Source organism: Rhizobium sp. RSm-3, from assembly GCF_001854685.1.
Taxonomy (GTDB): domain Bacteria; phylum Pseudomonadota; class Alphaproteobacteria; order Rhizobiales; family Rhizobiaceae; genus Rhizobium; species Rhizobium ecuadorense.
In genome coordinates this window covers 127,410-147,934 of the sequence record NZ_MAWZ01000004.1, presented here as the reverse complement: position 1 = coordinate 147,934, position 20,525 = coordinate 127,410, and the positions used below count along the sequence as shown (strand labels likewise).

Here is a 20,525-nt window from a genome sequence, read left to right as displayed (position 1 = left end):
GGCGATCAGGCTTTGACCGGTGTTGGCGGGCCGGTGACGATGGGCGTATCGTCACGGCTGCCCCATTCGCTCCACGAGCCGTCGTAAAGCTTGTTGTCGTGATGGCCGAGCGATTCCAGCGCCAGCGTGATGATCGCGGCAGTGATGCCCGAGCCGCAGGAGGTGACGACAGGCTTGGAAAGATCGATGCCGGCATCCTCGATCGTCTGGCGCAGTTCGGGCAGCGATTTGAACCGGCCCTGGTTGGCGAAGGAGCCGGAGGGCAGGCTGCGGGCGCCGGGCATATGGCCGGAGCGCATGCCGGCACGCGGCTCAGGCTCGGTAGCAGCGAAGCGGCCGGCGCTGCGGGCATCGGCGATCTGCATCGCGCCACTCGAGACGATGTCGCGCATGCTGTCGAGCGTCACCACGCGGCTCGCGTCGAAATCGGGCGTGAAGACCGCCGGCGCATGGCTGGGCGTCGCGGTTTCAAGCGGACGGCCTTCGGCCTTCCAGCCGTCGAGACCGCCGTCGAGCACGAAAACATTCTTTGCGCCCATCACCCGGAACAGCCACCAGACGCGAGGCGAGGCGAACAGGCCGATGCCGTCATAGACGACAATTCGATCCTTCTCGCTGATGCCTAGCCGGCCGGCCTCAGTGGCGAAATAATCGCGCGAGGGGATCGTGTGCGGCAGCGACGTCGAGTGGTCGGCGATCTTGTCCTGGTCGAAGCGGATGGCGCCGGGAATATGGCCGGCCGCATATTCGGCATCGGCATCGCGTTTCTGCGCCGGAAGGTAGAAGGAAGCGTCCAGCACGCGCAGATCCGGTTTGCCGAGTTCGGCCTGCAGCCAATCGGCCGACACGACGAAACGGCTCTTGCTCTCACTCATTATGCTCTCCCTTGATGCTCAGGCGTCGTCGCCGGGCGTGCCGAAGCGGATGCGAAAGCGCCGGTTCTCCTTGCCCTTCTTTTCGATTTTGGCGATATGGATCTGGCCGACTTCCTGTGTCTCGGAGACATGTGTGCCGCCGCAGGGCTGGCTGTCAATCAACGAGTTCTCGCCGATGCAGACGAGGCTGACGCGCCCGAGCCCGATCGGCGGGCGGACATTCTTCGATTTGACGATGTCGGGATTGGCGGCAAGTTCTTCGTCGGTGATCCACTGCAGGTAGACCGGATGGTTCTGACCGACCAGTTCCATCAGGCTGGCCGTCACCTCGTCCTTGTCGATCGTCTCGCTCATGTCGAAATCGACGCGGCTTTCCTCCTCGCCGACGGCAGCGCCGGTGATCGGATAGGAGCAGACGACGGATAGCAGATGGCAGGCCGTGTGCATGCGCATCAGCCTGTAGCGGCGCAGCCAGTCGACATGCAGCACCAGCGTCTCGCCGACCACAGGCCGCGGCTCGTTTTCAAGCGGCACGTGGATGACGATATCCTTACTCGGACCGTGTTTCGTCTGGCCAAGTGCGATCTTGCTGCCGTCGGCGCGTTCCAGCTCGCCGGTGTCACCCGGCTGGCCGCCCGACGTCGCATAGAAGCAGGTCTGGTCGAGTTCAATGCCCCCATCCTCGTGCACGGCGGTGACGACCGCCTCGCATGTCGAGAGATAGAAGTCGTCACGATAAAGGGCATTGACGGGCATGGGGTCTCACGCGGGTTCGTAGGGAACGTCTATCTCGGGCGACTTGGCCATCCAGCCCGGAACGGGCAGTCCCTTCGAGGTCAGGAAATCAGGGTTGAAGAGCTTCGACTGATAGCGGTTGCCGTAATCGCAGAGGATCGTCACCACCGTGTGGCCGGGGCCGAGATCCCGGGCGAGTTTGACCGCGCCGGCAATGTTGATCGCCGTCGAGCCGCCAAGGCACAGGCCCTCGTTTTCGACGAGGTCGAAAAGATAGGGAAGCGCTTCGGCATCGGAGACCCGATAGGAAAAATCGGGGGTGAAGCCTTCGAGATTGGCGGTGATGCGGCCCTGGCCGATACCCTCGGTGATCGAGGAACCTTCGGATTTCAGTGTGCCGTTCTGATAGAACTCATAAAGAGCGGCGCCGTCGGGATCGGCGATGCCGATCTTGATATCCGCCTTGAAAGCCTTGAGGCCGGCTGCGACGCCGGCCAGCGTACCGCCGGACCCGACCGAGCAGATGAAGCCGTCGACCTTGCCGTCGGTATCGTTCCAGATTTCCCGAGCGGTCGTTTCCACATGCGCCTGGCGGTTGGCGACATTGTCGAACTGGTTTGCCCAGATCGCCCCGTTCGGCTCGGTCTTCGCCAGTTGCTCGGCGAGCCGCCCGGATACCTTCACGTAGTTGTTCGGGTTCTTGTAGGGAACGGCGGGAACTTCGACGAGCTCGGCGCCGAGCAGTTTCAGCGCATCCTTCTTTTCCTGGCTCTGTGTTTCCGGAATGACAATGACGGTGCGGTAGCCGAGCGCCTTGGCGACCAGCGTCAGCCCGATGCCGGTATTGCCGGCCGTGCCTTCGACAATGACGCCGCCGGGCCGAAGCAGTCCCTTCCGCTCTGCGTCGCGGATGATAAAGAGCGCGGCGCGATCCTTCACCGATTGGCCGGGGTTCAGGAACTCCGCCTTGCCGAGGATGGTGCAGCCGGTTGCCGCCGACGCGCCCTTGAGTTTGATCAGGGGCGTATTGCCGATGGCTTCGAGGACGGAAGGGTGGAAGGTCATGGAATCTGCCTCTATTCGAACTCTTACTTTAGGAACGGTCTTTTCCCTTCACAAGGCTGAGTTGGCAAGAAATGCTATTCCACGCCTCTGTCGGGCACGATAAAATTTGGCCTTCGTCCCCCGAAATGACGCATGGCCCGCAATCTGCCGCGCGCGGGGTGATCCGAAGATTGACTTTCCCCGTACGGATGACGACAAAGCGAAAACGGAGCGCGGCAACTGGGCGTGACCGAAACCGGCATGATTGACGAGCAGATCGACACGATCGATGCATTGATGGCGCATTACGTTGCCGGCTCTTTGCCCGAGCCGGCGCGTGTGCTGGTGCGGTCCCATCTCGAAATGAAGCCGGACAATCGCAGCCTGGTGGACAGCCTCGAATTGCTGGCCGGGGAGGCGTTGGAAAGCGCAGGTGAAACCGCCATTGCCGACCGCGACCGGCAGCTTGCTGCAATCTTCTCCTCTGCCGCTCCGGTCGCAGCGCCGCAGGCGGCCAAACGGCCGGACAACGCGCTGTTTCCACAAGCGCTGCGCGATTTCGTCGGATTCGAGGTCGAGGACGTGCCGTGGCGCATGCGGTTGCCCGGCTTCAAGGAATATTGCCTCGAACTCGACGGCTGCGAGGTCAACCTGATGTGGATTCGTCCGGGCCGCGCTTTGCCGGCGCACACCCACAAAGGCATGGAACTGATCCTCATCCTCGACGGCGCCTTCAACGATGAACGCGGCCGTTTCGGCCCAGGTGATATCTCCATTGCCGACGAGACGGTCGACCATCGGCCGGTCGCCGAAAAGGACAGGCCCTGCATCGCCTTTGCCGTTTCGGACGGGCCGGTCAAGCTCACGGGATCCCTTCGTCAGATCATCGGCGACCTGATCGGCTGAAAGCAGCCACAATGGTGTGATAGAGCCATAAATCCGGGAGGAATAGAAACTTCCGGAGCTGTTTTCGTGTTGGTCAGGCAGAACCGGAGGAACATGTCATGCGTGATTTCACCGCCCGTCCCGAGCATGGACTCGTTTGGATCTCCGGTGCGAGTTCCGGCATCGGCCGCGCGCTTGCGCTGAAGCTCGCCGGCGAAGGATACAAGGTCGCCGTCACCGCCCGAAGCCATGAAAAGCTGGTCGAACTGCAGGCCGAGGCCAGCGGCCTTGCCGGCAGCATCGTCGTTCTCGATGGCGACGTTACCGATGCCGAGGACATGGAGCATATCATGGCCTCCATCGAATACGAACACGGCACACTCGCCATGGCGATCCTCAATGCCGGTGTCTATCTGCCGGTTCATGCCGAGGACCTGAACCGCGCCGATTTCGAAAAGAGCTTCGCCGTCAATCTCTCCGGCGTCGTCAATTGTCTGTTGCCGGCGGTCCGCCATATGAAGGCAAAAGGGCAGGGACAGATCGCCATCGTCTCCTCCGTCACCGGTTATGGCGGCCTGCCGACGGGCGCTGCCTACGGTGCCACCAAGGCGGCGCTGATCAATATGGCCGAAAGCCTGAAATTCGATCTCGACAAGATGGGCATCCGTATCCAGCTCATCTGCCCGGGCTTCGTCGACACACCGGCGACGCGGAAGAACGCCTTTCCCATGCCGTCCCTGGTGTCGACCGACGAAGCCGCCCGGCAGATTGCCGCCGGGCTGAAATCGCAGGCCTTCGAGATTTCCTTCCCCAGGCGCTTCACCATGATGCTGAAGCTTGCGCGCATGCTTCCCTACAGCGCCTACTTCATGCTGGTGAATCGCGTGACCGGCTGGCGTGAGCGGCCGTCATCGGCTGGTCGCCATCCGGTGACACCGCATCCGGCGGAATGATCAGCTGCGCGAGAATACGACCTGGCGCACATCGATATTGCGGGCGCGGAAGCCGGCTTCGCAATAGAACAGATAGAATTCCCAGAGCCGCTTGAAACGCTCGTCGAAGCCCATCGGGCGGATGCGCTCCCAGACCGACCAGAAGCGTTCGCGCCATTCGGCAAGCGTCCGGGCATAGTCGAGCCCGAAGCCGAAGTCCCTGACCAGTGACAGGTCGACCTTGCCGGCAAGTTCCGCCAGATGGTTGCGCGTCGGCAGCATGCCGCCGGGAAAGACATATTTCTGGATGAAGTCGGGGTTGCTGCGATACTGGTCGAAGGCCTCCGGCCGGATCGTGATGATCTGCAAGCCGGCCTTGCCGCCCGGCTTCAGACATTGCCGGAGCTTGGAGAAATAGGACGGCCAGTATTTCTCGCCGACCGCTTCGAACATCTCGATCGAGACGATCCGGTCGTAAAGCCCGGTCTCGTCGCGGTAATCCTGGAAGCGGAATTCGACGCGGTCGCCGAGACCGGCCTTGCGGATGCGCTCCTCGGCAAAGGCCAGCTGCTCGCGGCTGATCGTCAGCCCGGTTACCTTGCAGTTCAGTTCGCCTGCTGCAAATTCGGCAAAACCGCCCCAGCCGCAGCCGATCTCCAGCACGTGATCGCCGGGCCTGATGCCGGTCGCCTCGGCGAGCGCGCGGTATTTGGCATTCTGCGCCGATTGCAGGTCGTTGGCCCCGGTGGAATAGAGTGCCGAGGAATAGGTCATGCTCGGATCGAGCCACTGCCTGTAGAAATCATTGCCGAGATCGTAATGGGCGGAAATGTTGCGCTTCGAGCCCGTCTTGGTATTGGTGTTCATCCAATGGCGGACGCGCTCGAGCAGGCGGCCAATGCCGCCCTTGCCATTGGAATAGCTGTAGACGGCCTCGCCGTTGATGAGGAAAAGTTCGAGGAAGGCGGCGATGTCGGGACTGTCCCAGTCGCCGTCCATATAGGTTTCGGCAACCCCGATCGTGCCGCTCGTCAGGGCCCGATAGGCAAGGTTCCAGTTGTTGAGGCTGAGAGCCGCCTTCGGCCCGGCCTGCTTGCCCTCGATCAGCAGCCTGCGGCCGTCGGGCAGGGTGACGGCCAGCGAACCGTGCTGCATGCGCAGAAGTCCGCGCAGCGCCAGCTTCGCCTTGAAGGGCAGCCCCTTAACCAGACGGGATATATTTTCGGCCGTCAGCGTCACCGCGTCACGGGCCAGCACATTCCAATCCTGCGCCTTGCTCATCTTTCCTCCTCCAGCATTTTCTTGCCGGTTAGGGACGACGATACATCCGTGACGATGCTCGGGCGGCCTCCGGCCATTGTAGGCAAGGCTACTGCATAATTTCCTCAATCGGAATCGAATTAGGAAAAATTATGCAGCAGTTCAAAGCGCTGCAGCGTCTCTGCGCGTCGTGTCAGAACGCGCGGCGCTGCAAAGTCATTCCGCGGCGTCCGCAAGCGGCTGGCGCCGGTGAATGCTGACGGCAGGCGGAGGCGCCGGACGGCTGATATAACGCGCGCCCTTGAGCCACAGTTTCAGAGCTTCCCAATGGATCCCGGCCACGATCTTGAAGGGGAGGAAAGGGATGTCCGCGGTCAGCCGGAGCAGCGCGGCGCTGGTCAACGGCAGCTGCCGACCTGAGAATGTCGCCGCAAGCAGCGGCCCTTCGCCGTCGGTTTCGAGGATGCGCCAGCGGATTTCCGCGCCGGGCGGCAGCATGCGGAAGTGATAGCGCGCCGCTATGCCGATGAAGGGCGAGACGTGGAAGAGCTTGTCGCAGCTCTGACGGAGCCCGCCTTCCGACATATCGCCATCGCCGACAGGACAGACGTAACTATGCCGCTCGCCGAAAGTGTTGCGCACCTCGTAGATCATCGCGACGAGGGCGCCGCCGCCATCATAGGCGTGATAGACAGAGATCGGGTTGAAGACATAGCCGAGAACGCGGGGATAGCAGACGAGCAATATCCTTGCCGCGCGCTCGAGCCCGGCCTCAGCAAGCAGCCGGTCGGCGTAGGCGCGCAGCGGCGTGCTCGCCGTATCGGCATGGTCCTTTTCATGAAACGAGACGAGATTGCGGCCGTTGACGGAAAACAGCGCCGACAACCGATCGGCCGCTTCAAGCCGATCGAGATCGACGAGTAGGGAGAAGACGCGGTAGCGGAAACGATGGCCGAAGGGTTTCAGGCGTTGATGCATGATGTCACCGACATAGAGCGCGGCCGCCGCATCCGGCGCAGCGCCGTTGCCGCTCATGCTGACGCCGCGCTTTTTGCCTCGTCCGCTCATGCCGCTGCATCCGGTTGCGGTTTCAGGCTTCGCGCCGTTCGCCAGGGAATGATGCCCCCCAGCGCCTCGGCTGCCGCCAGGCCGGAAACCAGGCCATCCTCATGAAATCCATATCCCGTCCAGGCGCCGGCGAAATGGCAATGGTTCTCACCCTGGATGGCGGCGAGCGTCCGCTGCGCTGCCATGGCGTCGGCCGAAAATTGTGGATGCTCATAGGTGAATTCCGCAAATACCATGCGGGGATCCGGCTCGCGGTCGGAGTTGAGCGTTACGAATAACGGGAAATTATCGTCGATGCCCTGCAGCCGGTTCATCCAATAGGTGACGGCGACACCCGCCTTGCCATCCTCCCGGCTGGAGCGCAGATAGTTCCACGAGGCCCAGACCTTGCGCCGCTGCGGCATCAGCTTTTGGTCGCAATGCAGGACGACGCGGTTCGGCTGGTAGGGAATGGCGGCGAGCAGCCGCCTTTCCCGGTCGGTGGCATCGATGAGCAGGCGTGCCGTCTGATCGCTATGGCAGGCAAGGATCACCTTGTCGAACGGCCGCTGGCCGCCCGTCTCGTCGATAAGCGTGACGCCGCTCTCCGAACGGATCACCCCGCGTATGCCGCAGGACAGTTTCACCCGTCCGCCGAGCGGCTTCAGCAGCCGGTCTAGATAGGAGCGGCTGCCGCCGGTCACCGTCCGCCATTGGTGCTGGCGGCGATAGATCAGCCGGTGATTGTCGAAGAAATTGACGAAATATTCGGCCGGGAACTGCAGCATGCGGGCCGACGGCGTCGACCAGATCGCCGCCGCCATCGGCACGAGATAATTGTTGGTAAAGCCGGGCGAGAAGCCGCGCCAGTCGAGATAATCGCCGATCGAGCGCGAGGCGAGGTGACCGGCGGCCCGATCTTCGAGGCAGGTGCGGTTGAAGCGGAGGATCTCGCGGATCATCAACAGGAACGACGGCCGCAGCAGGTTGCGCTTTTGGGCGAAGATCGAGGACAGCCCGCCGCCGCTCCATTCCAGCCTGCCGCGGTCGAGCGAGAGCGAAAAACTCATGTCGCTGGCATGGGTGGCGATGCCGAGCTCGGCAAAGAGCGCCGTCAGGTTCGGATAATTCTGTTCGTTATAGACGATGAAGCCGGTATCGACCGCAATCCGAACCCCGTCATAATCGACGTCGACCGTCGCCGTATGGCCGCCCGCCCGCGCCTGGCTTTCGTAGAGCGTCACGTCGTGCACGGGGTCGAGCGCCCAGGCCGCCGAGGCGCCAGAGATGCCGGAGCCGATGACGGCGATCTTCAGCCGGCGCGAGGCGGGGCGGAAATGCGCGTTCATGCGGCGTCCTTCGTGGCTTTGTAGGCCGCGAGCGCTCGGTCGCGGGCGCTGGCATGGTCGACGATCGGTTTCGGATAGGTCTGCCCGAGGATGATGCCGGCCTCGTCGAGCGCGTTCTTCGGCGCCTCGAACGGTCGGTGGATGTATTTTGCCCCGAGCCGTTGCAGCTCCGGCACATGAGCTCTGACATAGTCGCCGTCGGGATCGAAAGTCTCGCCCTGCAGCATCGGATTGAAGATGCGGAAGAAGGGTGACGCGTCGGCTCCCGAGCCCGCCACCCACTGCCAGCTTGCCGCATTGTTGGCGGGATCGGCATCGACCAGCGTGTTGCGGAACCAGGCCTCGCCGCGGCGCCAGTCGATCATCAGATCCTTGATGAGGAAGGAGGCGACGATCATGCGCACGCGATTGTGCATCCAGCCGTGACGCCAGAGCTGGCGCATGCCGGCATCGACGATCGGGTAGCCGGTCATGCCGCGCCGCCACGCCTCGAAATCCCCGTCGTCGTTGCGCCATTTAAAGCCGTCGAAACGATCGTTCCAGTTCTCCGAGGCAAGACGCGGAAAATGGAAAAGCAGGTGGTAGGAGAATTCGCGCCAGGCGATCTCCTTGCGGAAATGCACGATGTCGGCCGCCGGCATCCGGTTCGACAGTCCGCGCGTCGCATCCCAGATGCGGGCAGGGGAGATCTCGCCAAGCGCCAGATGCGGCGACAGCATCGAGGTCGCCAGTTTCGCCGGATAGTCGCGGTTTTCCTTGTAGCCCTTGAGTTCGTCCTCGACGAAGACGCTGAGCCTCTCTCTTGCGCCTTGCTCGCCCGGCGTCCAGAGATCGGTAAAGTCCTTCGCCCAGTCCGGCTTCGTCGGCAACAGTTTCCAGCTCTTCAATGTTTCCGATGCCGGACGCTGCGCTGCCAGCCGCAGCTTCGCCGGCGCCTCCAACGGCGGCTCGGCTTCGCCCGCACCCTCCAGCGCGCGCCAGAATGGCGTATAGACCCGATAGGGCGTGCCGCTGCCGGTCATCAGCCTGGACGGTTCGTGCAGCAGCTGGCCGCCGAAACTTCTCGCCTCGATCTGCTGTTTTTCCAATTCTTGCTTGATGTGCTTGTCGACCGAGATGCCCGACGGATCGTATCGCCGGTTCCAGAAAACGGCTTCGGCACCGCTCTTTTTGATGACGGCGCGGAGCACATCGAGCGCATCGCCGCTGGCAAACACCAGCCCGCCCTGCCGCTCGTGCAATGATCTATCAAGCGCTTCCAACGAATGATGCAGCCACCAGGCCTGCGCAGCGCCGAGCGGACCCGTGCCGGCTGCCGTAGGCTCGTTGATATAAAGGGGGATGATCGGTCGCCCGGAGAGATGGGCGGCATGGAGGGCCCGATTGTCGTCAAGGCGCAAATCCCTGCGAAACCATAAGATGACAGGTTTTAGCGTGTCCTTTGCCAATGAAGCCGTTCCCTGCTCTGTTTTTTCACCCTGCTACGGATGTACGGAACGCCCGGATCAAAAGTTTCATCCGGAGGGAAAGCTTTTTCATCATGGTGGCGACGACCTGAAAAAGGCCGGCGTGAACCGGCCTTTTCCAAACGTGGCGCGCGTTCGCGCGACATGTTTAGGGAGCGAAGGTGCCTGTCAATTGTCGTATTCGCGGCAGGCTTCGCTGATCGATGCGCCGCTCTGACCGCCGCGTGTGTCGACGCCGGACATCTGCTGCGGCATGCCGGGGCATTCCATCGTTTGCGGCTGGCCGATGCTCTGCGTGGTGGTCGGATCGACCGGCGCGACCTGCACCGGATACATGCCGTTGTCACTGTTGGTGTAATCCGACAAATAGCTACCCGAACTCGGATCGGTCGAGCCGCCATTCGTCGGCCCGATCGGGTCGGGGTTCGACTGGGCAAAGGCCGACGATGCCATACCGATCGCGAGCAGCGAAGCGGCAATAAGGGACTTGGTCATGAGGATATCCTCCTTTGATTTTCATCTTGGGTGGCCCTCGGCTAACTGCCCGACGGATTCATTGTTCCAAAATTTTGCGAAAAACTGCACGCGCGCCTTGCATGGTTACGCGTAAACCTTAACCGCCGAAGCCGCTGGATCGTCGCTGTTGCCTGCCTTAGGGACATGGTGAAACGCTAGAAATCAGCAGCATGAGGCCGCTATGTTCGTTTCCCCGCGCGAGGCCGCAGATCTCGGTCTCCAGATTGCCCTTGCACTCGCCCTGACGGCAAGCGGCATGGCAATCGCATCCTCTGCCATGGGCGGCGAGAAGGCCGGTATCTCAGCGATCGACATCAGCCGCCCCTCGCTATGGACCGCCATTCCCAAGCGCATCGATCCAACAACACAGGCCTATCTGCGCGCCGACACTCCGGCCACATTGGAACTCGCCGAAGGCGCCGATGCCCTCTGCCACGACCCGATCGGCCTTCGCCTCTCCTGCGATCTGATTGCCTCCTCCGGCAAGGCGGCTTTTTAGGGAAGGGAGTTTTGCAGCCGCTGCCTCTTGCTGTCGACGCTTGCAAAAGGCGGTGATTTGCCGTTTCATCGCGCGATACGACAACCATCTGATGCTTTCCTTAAAGGATCCGCTTTTGTCCGTGCCGACGCCCCGTGGCTTCGAGAAGCCTTATGCCGCCTTCCTGTTCGATATGGACGGCACCATCCTCAATTCGATCAAAGCGGCCGAGCGTGCATGGAGCGACTGGGCAAGGCGTCACGGGCTCGATGTCGCCGGCTTTTTGCCGAAAATGCACGGATCGCGCGGCATTGACACGATCACCCGGCTGAACCTGCCAGGCGTCGATCCAGAAGATGAGGCGAGGCTGGTGACCGAGGCCGAGATCGCCGATGTCAGCGATGTCGTTCCCATTTCAGGTGCCGCGGCATTCCTGAGTTCGCTGCCGCCGGATCGCTGGGCGATCGTCACCTCCTCGCCGTTGCGTCTTGCCCGCCGGCGGCTGGAGGCGGCCGGCCTGTCGCTGCCGAAATTCATGGTGACGGCGGAGGACGTCAAGGTCGGAAAACCCGACCCGCAATGTTATATTCTCGGCGCCGAACGCCTTGGTGTCAGCACGCGGGACTGCCTGGTGTTCGAGGATGTCGCCGCCGGCATTACTGCCGGCGAGGCGGCGGGCGCCGATGTCATGGTCGTCACGGCAACCCATCATGACAAGATGGAAACGCCGCATCCGACCTTCGCATCCTATGACGAGATCTCGGTCCGCATCTCAGCCGACCATAAGATGTTCATCGTGCCGAACGCGGCCTGATATCAGCCGCGTCCTTTCATTCCGCGGCCGCGGCAAGACAGCGATCGATAATCCTGCCGATTTCGCCGCGGCAGGAGCCGCAATTGGTCCCGGCGCTCGTTTCCTTGCCGACCGCCTCGACGCTGTGGCATCCGCCGCGCACGGCGGCGGCGATCTGATTGACCCCGACGCTGAAGCAGGAGCAGACGGTGGCGCCCGGATCCGGCCTGCCGGCGCCGGGACGGCCTGCGACGAGCGCAAAGCGTTTCCTCAAATCACCATGCGCGACGGAGAGCTGCGAAATTGCCCAATTGCGTGCGACGGCGACCGGCTCGCGGGCGAGGAACAGCGCGGCGAGCAGCGTCTCCCCGTCGAAGAAGGCGAGCCTGAGGTCGCCGGATTGCCGGTCGGCGTAACCCAGTGGCTCGATTTCATCAGGAATGGCGAAAACCGACCGGCACCAGGCCGTCCAGTCTTCGACGCTCCGGTCGAAGGCAAGCTCCAGCCGCCAGCCGCCCTCGGCTTTCGCCAGCGCCCAATAGGCCGCGTCGGGTGCTACGGGTTTTGCCGATGAGACGGCGAAACCGTAGTGGGTGGCGGGGAAGGGCCGGACGGCGACGGCAACGTTCTTCGACGCCGGCTGGCCGGAAAAGGGATCGGTGATCGGCGCGACCACGGCGTCGATCCGCGCTTTTGCCGCGAACTGGTCGTTCCAGTGCATCGGCGCGAAGATACCGCCGCGCGCCTGGCGATCGGTCACCAGCGCCCGGACGATCGCCTTGCCGTGCGGGCTGTCGATCTCGACGAGGCCGGCGCTCGATATGCCGTTCTCGATCGCGTCGCGCGGATGGATCTCCGCAAAGGGCTCGGCGATATGGGCTGACAGCCGCGCGCTCTTCCCGGTTCGCGTCATCGTGTGCCACTGGTCGCGAATGCGTCCGGTATTCAGCGTGAAGGGGAAGTCGGCATTGGTGCGATCGGTTGTCGGCGGTTCCACCGCGACGAAGCGCGCCTTGCCGTCGGCATGGTAGAAACCGCCATCGGCGAAGAAGCGGGTGACACCGGGTTCTGTCCCTGCCGTCTGCGGCCATTGGAAGGGCGACAGCTGCTCATAAGCGGCGCCTGAGATATCGGCGCGGGCGCCGATGTCGAAATCGCGGCTGCCGTTGTTTTCGAAGGCGGACAGGGCGGCGTGTTCGGCGAAGATCTCGGCCGGCCTATCGAAATCGAAGGCGGCGGTAAATCCCATGCGGCGTCCGACCTCCGCAAGCTGCCACCAGTCGGCTTTCCCGTCGCCGGGAATGCCGAGAAACGGCCGCTGCCTGGAAATGCGCCGCTCGGAATTGGTGACGGTGCCGTCCTTCTCGCCCCAGCCGAGCGAGGGCAGAAGCACATTTGCATGCCGGGCCGTATCGGTCTCCTTCAGGATGTCGGAGACGACGACGAAGGGACAGGCGGCGATCGCGCTTTCGACGCTGTTTGCATCCGGCATCGAGACGACGGGATTGGTGGCCATGATCCAGAGCGCCTTGATGCGCCCGTCGGCGACGGCGCGGAACATGTCGACCGCTTTCAAACCTGGATTTGCTGCAATGACCGGCGATTTCCAGAAACGCTGCACCCGGTCGCGGTCATCCGCATTCTCGATCGCCATATGGGCGGCCAGCATATTGGCAAGACCGCCGACCTCGCGCCCGCCCATGGCGTTCGGCTGGCCGGTGAGCGAGAAGGGTCCCATACCAGGACGGCCGATGCGGCCGGTCGCCAGATGGCAGTTGAGGATGGCATTGACCTTGTCGGTGCCGGAGGAGGATTGATTGACGCCCTGGCTGTAGCAGGTCACGACTTTTTGCGTCGTTTCGAACAGGCGGAAGAATTCCCGGATCTGCATGGCCGGCAGGCCGGTCCGTTCCAGGAGATCGTTGATATCGAGCGCTGCGGCTGAAGCAAAGGCGCCGGCAAAACCTTCCGTATGGGAGGCGATATAATTCTGGTCGATCGCAGGACTTGTCGCGAGATGGGCGAGCAGCCCCATGAACAGCGCGACATCGCCGTCCGGGCGGATGGCCAGATGCAGATCGGCTATATCGCATGTCATCGTCCGGCGCGGATCGATGACGACGATCCGCATGTTCGGCCGCGCCGCTTTTGCGGCGGCCAGCCGCTGGTAGATGACGGGATGACACCAGGCGAGGTTGGAGCCGGTGAGCACCACCAAATCCGCAAGCTCGATATCCTCATAGGTCCCTGGCACGGTATCGGCGCCGAAGGCGCGGCGATGGCCGGCCACGGACGAGGACATGCAGAGCCTGGAATTGGTGTCGATATTGGCCGAACCGATGAAGCCCTTCATCAGCTTGTTGGCGAGGTAGTAATCTTCGGTCAGCAACTGGCCGGAGACGTAGAAGGCAACGGAATCAGGTCCGTGTTCGGCGATCGTTTCGGAGAAACGCCGGGCGACCAGATCGAGCGCCTCGTCCCAGCCGCTGCGTGCGCCTGCGATCTCGGGATGGAGAAGCCGGCCGTCGAGATCGATGGTTTCGGCAAGCGCCGAGCCCTTCGAGCAGAGCCGGCCGAAATTCGACGGATGCTCGGGATCGCCTTTGACGCTAACGGCGCCCGCCTCGTCGACCGTGGCGATGACGCCGCAGCCGACGCCGCAATAGGGGCAGGTGGTCTTGACTTCAGCCGCCATTATTCAGCCGCCATCAACAGGCTTTCCAGCGCGATGAAGAGGGCACCGTCCTCGTTGCGGACCGGTATCGTCCGCACCTCGCCCTGGTCGGCGCCGAGCGCCTTGCCGGTTTCCAGCGAGATCACCCAATTGTGCAGCGGGCAGGTGACGGCCTTGGCATGCACGATGCCCTGGGAGAGAGGGCCGCCCTTGTGCGGGCAGTGATCCTCGATGGCAAACACCTCGTTTTCGGCCGTACGGAAGACGGCGACCTTGCCCTGCGGCGTCTTCACGCAGCGCGCGCCGCGCAAGGGAATATCGGAGATGTCACCGATTGCGATCCAATTCATGTCCATCTCCTTATTCGGCAGCCTGCGGATAGCCGATCGTCGCCATCGGCTTGAACTCGTGCTTGTCCTTGCCGGAAACACGCTCCGACCAGGGATCGACCTGGGCAAATTTCTGGCTGAAGACGAAGCGCTCGTAATAGGCTTTGCGCTTTTCGGCATCGCCCATGATCTGGCGGCGGATTTCCTCCAGGCCGACGCGCTTGGCCCATTTGTAGATGCGCTCGAGATAGCGGGCCTGTTCCCGATACATCTGCGTCAGCGCCACGATATGCTCCAGCGCCTCGTCCTCGGTCTTCACGAGGCCGAGCACCTCAGTGCCCTTGATGTCGAGACCGGCGGCACCGGCGAAATGGATTTCGAAACCGGAATCCACGCAGATCACGCCGATATCCTTGCAGGTTGCTTCGGCGCAGTTGCGCGGGCAGCCGGACACGGCCAGTTTCAGCTTGGCCGGGGTCCATGAGCCCCACATGAATTTCTCGATGCGGATGCCTAGACCGGTGGAGTCCTGGGTGCCGAAGCGGCACCAGTCCGAGCCGACGCAGGTCTTCACGGTGCGCAGGCCTTTGGCATAGGCCTGGCCGGAGACGAAGCCGGCCTTGCCGAGATCGGCCCAGACGGCGGGCAGATCTTCCTTCTCGATGCCGAGCAGGTCGATACGCTGGCCGCCCGTCACCTTGACCATCGGGATTTCGAATTTGTCGACGACATCGGCGATGGCGCGCAGCTCGTTCGAATTGGTGACGCCGCCCCACATGCGGGGAACGACGGAGTAGGTACCGTCCTTCTGGATGTTGGCGTGGACGCGCTCATTGATGAAACGCGACTGGTAGTCGTCGGCATATTCGTCCGGCCAGTCGCAGACCAGGTAATAGTTGAGCGCTGGCCGACACTTGGCGCAGCCGCAGGAAGTCTTCCATTCCAGTTCCTGCATGACGGCAGGGATGCTCTTCAGCCCCTTCGCCTTGATCAGGCGGCGAACATCGTCATGGCCAAGCTCGGTGCAGGTGCACATCGGCTGCACGGCAGCCGGATTGTAGCCGTCGCCGAGCGTCAGCGCCATGAGTTGCTCGACAAGGCCGGTGCAGGAGCCGCACGAGGCGGACGCCTTGGTATGGGCGCGCACGTCGTCGAGCGACGTCAGTCCCTTGGCCGTGATCGTCGAGGTGATTTTGCCCTTGCATACGCCGTTGCAGCCACAGATTTCCGCGTCATCCGGCAAGACTGCAACGGCCGCCATAGGGTCCAGCGGCGACCCTCCCTGATAGGCCTGTCCGAAGATCAGCGTCTCGCGCATCTCCGAAATATCGGTCGCCTTCTTCTTCAGGTCGTTGAACCAGGCGCCGTCGGCGGTCTCGCCGTACAGCACGGTGCCGATGATCTTGTTGTCCTTTAGCACTAGGCGCTTGTAGACGCCGGCTGAAGCATCGCGCAGCACGATCTCCTCGCGGTCGTCGCCGTCGGCGAAATCGCCGAGCGAATAGAGTTCAATGCCGGTGACCTTGAGCTTGGTCGGCGTGTCCGCATGCACGAAAGCCGGCGAACGGTCGTCCGAGAGATGCGCTGCGGCAATGCGGGCCATCTCGTAGAGCGGCGCGACGAGGCCGTAGACCATGCCGCCCACCTCAGCGCATTCGCCGAGCGCAAAGATATCGCCATCCGAGGTCTGCATGCCGGCATCGACGACGATGCCGCGATTGACCGCAAGGCCGGCGTCTTTCGCCAGGCCGACACTCGGACGAATGCCGACGGCCATGACGACGAGCGTCGCCGGGATGATGCGGCCATCGTCGAGTTCGATGCCCTCGACCTTGCCGTTGCCGACGATCGCCTTGGTATTGGCCTTGCAGATGACCTTGATGCCGCGTTCCTCGACCGCCTTCTGCAGCAGGTAGCCGGCGGCGGGATCGAGCTGGCGCTCCATCAGCGTCGGCATGACGTGCAGCACGGTGACGTCCATGCCGCGCTGGGCAAGGCCGGCCGCCGCTTCGAGCCCAAGCAGACCGCCACCGATGACGACGGCCTTTTCGCGCGACTGAGCGGCAAGCAGCATCGCCTGCACGTCGTCGAGATCGCGATAGGTGATGACGCCGGGCAGATCCTTGCCGGGAACCGGGATGATGAAGGGCACGGAGCCGGTGGCGATCACCAGCTTGTCGTAGCTTTCGGTGACGCCGTGGTCGGAAGTGACGGTCTTGGCGACACGATCGATGTTGACGATCTTGTGGCCCTTGTAGAGCATGATGCCGTGCTTGATGTACCAGCCGTCACCGTGAATGATGATCTGCTCGTAGTCCTTTTCTCCGGAGAGAACCGGCGACAGCATGATGCGGTCGTAGTTGACGCGCGGCTCGGCATTGAAGATCGTAACTTCATAGCGTCCGGGCGCGCGTTCGAGGAGGTGCTCCAGCATGCGCCCGGGCGCCATGCCATTGCCGATGATGACGAGTTTTTCTGTCATATTTCCAAGTCCTTAGATCAGGTTGCAGCCACGGGCGCCGAGTGCCCTTGGCGCGACAATTGCTTGACAGACAGGTGCATCCAGACGAGCGAGATGGCGACGACCGCGAAGAGCAGCAGGAAGCAGCTGGACCAAAGGCCGGTCATGTCCTTGAGGAAACCGAAGGCGATCGGCAGGATGAAGCCGCCGAGTCCGCCCATCATCCCGACGATACCGCCGACGGCGCCGACGCTTTCGGGATAGTAGGCCGGAATGTGCTTGAAGACGGCGGCCTTGCCGAGGCTCATGAAGAAGCCGAGCACGAAGATGACGACGATGAAGATGACAGGCGTGATGGTCGTAGCCGGCAGCGACAGAATGAGCGTGGCCACGGCGGATACGGCCAGCATCGCATACATCACGCTGCGCGCACCCTTCTTGTCCGACAGCACGCCGCCGAAAGCGCGGAAGATGCTGCCCGGGATGGAGTAGGCGGCCGCGATCATGCCGGCGGTTTCGAGGTTGAAGCCGTAGACGCCGACCAGGTAACGCGGCAGCCACAGGGACAGAGCGACGAAGCCTCCGAAGGCGAAGAAATAGTAGAGCGAGAAACGCCAGACCTGAACGTTCTGCAGCGGCGCGAATTCCTCGGCGAAACTCTTGGAGGCGACGCTGCGTTCGCGGCGAAGACGGAAGGCCGGGTCATCGGTTGTGGTGAACCAGAAGATGATCGCCATCAGCGCCAGACAGACGGCCCAGATTTCCGCAACCGCCTGCCAGCCCCAGGCGAGCAGAACGAAGGGAGCGGCGAATTTGGTCACGGCCGCGCCGACATTGCCGGCGCCGAAGATGCCGAGCGCGGTTCCCTGCTTTTCCGCCGGGAAGAAGGGCGAAACGTAGGCGACACCGACGGCGAAGGAGCCGCCGGCAAGCCCGACGCCGAGGCCGGCGATCAGCATTTGGGTATAAGTCTGGGCATAGGAGAGCAGAAAGGTCGCCAATGCGGCAGCAAGCATGGTGAGCGTGTAGACGAGACGGCCGCCGTAACGCCCTGTCCAGATGCCGAGGACGATGCGTACGAGCGAGCCGGTGAGAACCGGGGTGCCGACCAGCAATCCGAATTCCGCCTCGTTCAGGCCGAGGTCCTGCTTGATGCGGATGCCGATGATCGCAAAGATCGTCCAGACCGCGAAACAGAGGGTGAAAGCGACCGTGGAGATCCACAATGCTTTGGCGGGGTCGCCGTCGGACATGGGCTGCACTTTCTCGATGACAGACATGGCTTCTCCGTGACCCGACAAAGGTCGGGCCGATTCATCGCTGAGGGTTAAAAACAAAAAGCCGCTGGTCAGGCTGCGCATGCACGAGGCGCGCGAAATATCCTGATCAGCGGCTTTGCTGGTAGCGCCCGCCGTTGGGCGCCGAATTTATGGTCTTCTGCGAGCGCCTATCGGGCCCTCATGCTGCGCTGATCGCCATTGATCTGTGCTGTAATAGTCTTGCAAACTGCGTGCCAGTTTGGTGTTTTTGCTTCAATGTGCTGAATATAAACGGTTTTTTCAAAATCTGACCATTTGCTCGTTTTTGCGGCTGCCAAAAAACGTGCAAATCTTTTGTGCGTTGCGGTGATGGCGGGCGTCGAATTTTGCTGGCGTTTTGTGCAGGCCGGCAGGGATCAAGTGTCATCGCTATGGGAAGCGAAGGGCAGGGCGCTTTTGACGGTAAAGCTCGCGACATAGTCCGGCAATTGCCCCGGATCGAAGACGTGGCCGTCCATGAAACGGTCGCCCTCATCATTGCCTTCGATGCGGATATCAGCGTCATCGGGCGCGTTTTCGTCGCCGAGGGCCGTGCGGTAGAGATCCGGGCGGTAGGCGGACGCGGCGGCGCGCGCCTTGTTGAGACTGGCATCGGCCTGTCCCCAGCGGATCATCTGGCTGTAGATCCAAAGTGCATGGCTTGGCCGGGGATAGTTGGCGAAGCCGGAATGGAACTGGAAATAATCCGCGATGATCCGGCGGTTGCCCCTGGCGTCGAGGCTAAATTCGCCGGCGAGAACGCGGCGAATGATCTCGACGGGCGCCGCGATATAGCGGGGATCGGCAAGAACTCCTGCCAGCGCGTCGTGATTGTTCGGCCGGTCGCACCAGCGGGCTGCCGCATCGAGCGCCACGATCAGCCGGGAAACAGTCTCCGGATGGCTTTCGGCCCAATCCGGCCGCATGCCGATCACCTTTTCCGGCGCCGACGGCCAGATGTCCTGTTTGGTGGCGACGATGCGGCCAAGACCACGCTCAGAGGCGACCATGTTCCAAGGCGCGCCGACGCAGAAACCGTCGATTGCGCCAGCCGCCAATGCGTCCGAGGTCAGCTGCGGCGGCACGACGACGAGCTTGACGTCCTTGTCGGGATCGATGCCGCCAGCCGCCAGCCAGTAGCGGAATTCGTAATTGTGCGAGGAGAAGGGATAGGTGACCCCGAAGGTCGGCAGCGGCTCGCCGCGCGCCTTCATCGCCGCGATCGTTTTTGCGAGCGCGTGGGCGTTATCAAGCGCGCTTGCCGTTTCCGGCAATCCGGCATCATCCCGCATCCTGTCGAAGAGCCGTGTCGACAGCGTGATCGCATTGCCGCCGCGCCCCAGCGAAAACGGCGTGATCGTCGGAGAGGGATTGGAGCCGAGGCCGAGCATGGAGGCGATGGGCATCGGCGACAGCATATGGGCGATATCGAACTGGCGGAATGCCAGGCGGTCGCGCACATTCGCCCAGGAGACGTCCTTGACGAGATCGAGCGTCAGGCCTTCCTTCTGCGCGAAGCCGAATTCGGCCGCTGCGATCAGCACCGATGCATCGACGAGCGGAATGAAGCCGGCCCGCAGCACTTTCGGCCCTTCATTGTTGATATGTGCGGGCGAGGCCAGCTCGCCGCCTGATTTGGCGGTCTTGATCATCATATTCACTCCGGTTTCCTCCGGAAATGCAGGAGGCCCGCCATCACATCAAAAGTCCCGCGGCGGTGACAACGCTCTGGGCGATTTCCGACATCTTCTTCTTTTCGTTCATCGCCGTCTGGCGCAGCAGCGCGAAAGCCTCTTCCTCCGAGAGGCCGCGCATCTTCATCAAGATGCCCTTGGCGCGCTCGATGAGCTTACGTTCTTCCAGCGCCGAACGGGCATCGGCAAGTTCTCGCCGCAGCCGGTTGAAGGCATTGAAGCGGCTGACGGCCATGTCGAGGATCGGTTTGACGCGTTCCTTCTTCAGTCCGTCGACGATATAGGCCGAGACACCGGCATCGACGGCAGCCTCGATCGAGGCCGTGTCGGAGCGGTCGACGAACATGGCGATCGGCCGGCTGACCGTGCGCGTCAGCTGGAACAGATGCTCCATCATATCGCGGTTGGGGTTTTCGATATCGATGATGATCACGTCGGGCATCAGCGTTTCGATGGTGCGCGCGATGCCGTTGACCTCATGCACCACGGTGACACGCGCATGCCCTGCCTCGCGCAGTCCCTCTTCGATGATGGAGGCGCGTATGGCATTTTCGTCGATCACCAGAATTGTCAGATCGAGATGCGTCATGGCTATATTTATGACGCGCTGCAGCAATTCTGGCAAGGTGCACGCCTCAAAAATGTGCATGAATTCTTGTGCCTAAAAAATGATCATTATGCCGAACTTT

The 20,525-nt window shown here is 62.4% G+C and carries 18 protein-coding genes; 4 read left to right on the top strand and 14 right to left on the bottom strand.

Going from position 1 to position 20,525, the window contains the following annotated elements; all coding sequences use genetic code 11:
* Nucleotides 1-5 precede the first annotated feature (5 nt).
* The 3 genes from sseA to BBJ66_RS08090 are packed head-to-tail and all read right to left on the bottom strand — an operon-like array spanning nt 6 to nt 2,675.
* On the bottom strand, nt 6-875 hold the full coding sequence (gene sseA, locus BBJ66_RS08100; RefSeq protein WP_071086152.1) for a 3-mercaptopyruvate sulfurtransferase: 870 nt from the start codon (nt 873-875) through the stop codon (nt 6-8).
* An 18-nt stretch (nt 876-893) separates the two neighbouring features.
* Complete coding sequence (locus BBJ66_RS08095; protein ID WP_049734226.1) at nt 894-1,631, bottom strand: alanyl-tRNA editing protein; 738 nt, start codon at nt 1,629-1,631, stop codon at nt 894-896.
* 6 nt (nt 1,632-1,637) lie between these two features.
* Entirely contained in the window at nt 1,638-2,675 is a 1,038-nt protein-coding gene (locus BBJ66_RS08090) for a cysteine synthase A (protein WP_049734227.1), read from the bottom strand.
* Nucleotides 2,676-2,900: 225 nt separating this feature from the next.
* On the opposite strand from BBJ66_RS08090, the gene BBJ66_RS08085 reads away from it, so the two are divergent.
* The gene (locus tag BBJ66_RS08085) at nt 2,901-3,560 is read left to right on the top strand and encodes a ChrR family anti-sigma-E factor (protein ID WP_184344233.1); all 660 of its coding nucleotides are present in this window, start codon (nt 2,901-2,903) and stop codon (nt 3,558-3,560) included.
* 98 nt (nt 3,561-3,658) lie between these two features.
* Entirely contained in the window at nt 3,659-4,492 is an 834-nt protein-coding gene (locus tag BBJ66_RS08080) for an SDR family NAD(P)-dependent oxidoreductase (RefSeq protein ID WP_049734228.1), read from the top strand.
* On the opposite strand, the gene BBJ66_RS08075 is transcribed toward BBJ66_RS08080, so the two are convergent.
* From BBJ66_RS08075 to BBJ66_RS08055, 5 genes are all read right to left on the bottom strand, one after another.
* Nucleotides 4,493-5,752 carry an SAM-dependent methyltransferase gene (locus BBJ66_RS08075; RefSeq protein WP_049734229.1) on the bottom strand — a complete coding sequence of 420 codons (1,260 nt, stop codon included), beginning with the start codon at nt 5,750-5,752 and terminating at the stop codon, nt 4,493-4,495.
* A 195-nt stretch (nt 5,753-5,947) separates the two neighbouring features.
* The gene (locus BBJ66_RS08070) at nt 5,948-6,799 is read right to left on the bottom strand and encodes a DUF1365 domain-containing protein (RefSeq protein ID WP_071086149.1); all 852 of its coding nucleotides are present in this window, start codon (nt 6,797-6,799) and stop codon (nt 5,948-5,950) included.
* Nucleotides 6,796-8,127 (bottom strand): NAD(P)/FAD-dependent oxidoreductase, encoded by a 1,332-nt coding sequence (locus BBJ66_RS08065; RefSeq protein ID WP_071086147.1) that lies wholly within the window; start codon nt 8,125-8,127, stop codon nt 6,796-6,798. The genes BBJ66_RS08070 and BBJ66_RS08065 overlap by 4 nt, the downstream gene beginning before the upstream one ends.
* Entirely contained in the window at nt 8,124-9,575 is a 1,452-nt protein-coding gene (locus BBJ66_RS08060) for a cryptochrome/photolyase family protein (RefSeq protein WP_071086145.1), read from the bottom strand. Before BBJ66_RS08060 ends, BBJ66_RS08065 begins: the two co-directional genes overlap by 4 nt.
* A 186-nt stretch (nt 9,576-9,761) precedes the next feature.
* Nucleotides 9,762-10,088: a hypothetical protein gene (locus BBJ66_RS08055; protein ID WP_071086143.1), complete on the bottom strand. Its 327-nt coding sequence runs from the start codon at nt 10,086-10,088 to the stop codon at nt 9,762-9,764.
* Nucleotides 10,089-10,290: 202 nt separating this feature from the next.
* On the opposite strand from BBJ66_RS08055, the gene BBJ66_RS08050 reads away from it, so the two are divergent.
* Both BBJ66_RS08050 and BBJ66_RS08045 read left to right on the top strand, forming a co-directional pair.
* The gene (locus BBJ66_RS08050) at nt 10,291-10,608 is read left to right on the top strand and encodes a hypothetical protein (protein ID WP_071086142.1); all 318 of its coding nucleotides are present in this window, start codon (nt 10,291-10,293) and stop codon (nt 10,606-10,608) included.
* Nucleotides 10,609-10,723: 115 nt separating this feature from the next.
* A complete protein-coding gene (locus tag BBJ66_RS08045) occupies nt 10,724-11,401 on the top strand; it encodes an HAD family hydrolase (protein ID WP_071086237.1) in 678 nt (225 codons plus the stop codon).
* A gap of 16 nt (nt 11,402-11,417) precedes the next feature.
* Here the strand turns inward: BBJ66_RS08045 and BBJ66_RS08040 are convergent, their stop codons facing one another.
* From BBJ66_RS08040 to BBJ66_RS08015, 6 genes are all read right to left on the bottom strand, one after another.
* A complete protein-coding gene (locus tag BBJ66_RS08040; protein WP_071086138.1) occupies nt 11,418-14,075 on the bottom strand; it encodes a nitrate reductase in 2,658 nt (885 codons plus the stop codon).
* Nucleotides 14,075-14,410 (bottom strand): nitrite reductase small subunit NirD, encoded by a 336-nt coding sequence (gene nirD / locus BBJ66_RS08035; protein ID WP_116429614.1) that lies wholly within the window; start codon nt 14,408-14,410, stop codon nt 14,075-14,077. Before nirD ends, BBJ66_RS08040 begins: the two co-directional genes overlap by 1 nt.
* Nucleotides 14,411-14,414: 4 nt before the next feature.
* Nucleotides 14,415-16,865 (bottom strand): nitrite reductase large subunit NirB, encoded by a 2,451-nt coding sequence (gene nirB, locus BBJ66_RS08030; RefSeq protein ID WP_071086135.1) that lies wholly within the window; start codon nt 16,863-16,865, stop codon nt 14,415-14,417.
* Nucleotides 16,866-16,882: 17 nt separating this feature from the next.
* The gene (locus tag BBJ66_RS08025; protein WP_071086133.1) at nt 16,883-18,124 is read right to left on the bottom strand and encodes an MFS transporter; all 1,242 of its coding nucleotides are present in this window, start codon (nt 18,122-18,124) and stop codon (nt 16,883-16,885) included.
* A gap of 395 nt (nt 18,125-18,519) precedes the next feature.
* The gene (locus BBJ66_RS08020) at nt 18,520-19,803 is read right to left on the bottom strand and encodes a CmpA/NrtA family ABC transporter substrate-binding protein (protein ID WP_116429613.1); all 1,284 of its coding nucleotides are present in this window, start codon (nt 19,801-19,803) and stop codon (nt 18,520-18,522) included.
* A gap of 34 nt (nt 19,804-19,837) precedes the next feature.
* Nucleotides 19,838-20,425 carry an ANTAR domain-containing response regulator gene (locus BBJ66_RS08015; protein ID WP_037092785.1) on the bottom strand — a complete coding sequence of 196 codons (588 nt, stop codon included), beginning with the start codon at nt 20,423-20,425 and terminating at the stop codon, nt 19,838-19,840.
* Nucleotides 20,426-20,525 lie beyond the last annotated feature (100 nt).

What these genes read in the sequence shown, in the direction of transcription:
- sseA (WP_071086152.1), bottom strand. Translation starts at nt 875, where the DNA reads ATGAGTGAGAGCAAGAGCCGTTTCGTCGTGTCGGCCGATTGGCTGCAG.
- BBJ66_RS08075 (WP_049734229.1), bottom strand. Translation starts at nt 5,752, where the DNA reads ATGAGCAAGGCGCAGGATTGGAATGTGCTGGCCCGTGACGCGGTGACG.
- BBJ66_RS08065 (WP_071086147.1), bottom strand. Translation starts at nt 8,127, where the DNA reads ATGAACGCGCATTTCCGCCCCGCCTCGCGCCGGCTGAAGATCGCCGTC.
- BBJ66_RS08025 (WP_071086133.1), bottom strand. Translation starts at nt 18,124, where the DNA reads ATGTCTGTCATCGAGAAAGTGCAGCCCATGTCCGACGGCGACCCCGCC.
- BBJ66_RS08040 (WP_071086138.1), bottom strand. Translation starts at nt 14,075, where the DNA reads ATGGCGGCTGAAGTCAAGACCACCTGCCCCTATTGCGGCGTCGGCTGC.
- BBJ66_RS08090 (WP_049734227.1), bottom strand. Translation starts at nt 2,675, where the DNA reads ATGACCTTCCACCCTTCCGTCCTCGAAGCCATCGGCAATACGCCCCTG.
- BBJ66_RS08080 (WP_049734228.1), top strand. Translation starts at nt 3,659, where the DNA reads ATGCGTGATTTCACCGCCCGTCCCGAGCATGGACTCGTTTGGATCTCC.
- BBJ66_RS08070 (WP_071086149.1), bottom strand. Translation starts at nt 6,799, where the DNA reads ATGAGCGGACGAGGCAAAAAGCGCGGCGTCAGCATGAGCGGCAACGGC.
- nirD (WP_116429614.1), bottom strand. Translation starts at nt 14,410, where the DNA reads ATGGACATGAATTGGATCGCAATCGGTGACATCTCCGATATTCCCTTG.
- BBJ66_RS08055 (WP_071086143.1), bottom strand. Translation starts at nt 10,088, where the DNA reads ATGACCAAGTCCCTTATTGCCGCTTCGCTGCTCGCGATCGGTATGGCA.
- nirB (WP_071086135.1), bottom strand. Translation starts at nt 16,865, where the DNA reads ATGACAGAAAAACTCGTCATCATCGGCAATGGCATGGCGCCCGGGCGC.
- BBJ66_RS08015 (WP_037092785.1), bottom strand. Translation starts at nt 20,425, where the DNA reads ATGACGCATCTCGATCTGACAATTCTGGTGATCGACGAAAATGCCATA.
- BBJ66_RS08095 (WP_049734226.1), bottom strand. Translation starts at nt 1,631, where the DNA reads ATGCCCGTCAATGCCCTTTATCGTGACGACTTCTATCTCTCGACATGC.
- BBJ66_RS08050 (WP_071086142.1), top strand. Translation starts at nt 10,291, where the DNA reads ATGTTCGTTTCCCCGCGCGAGGCCGCAGATCTCGGTCTCCAGATTGCC.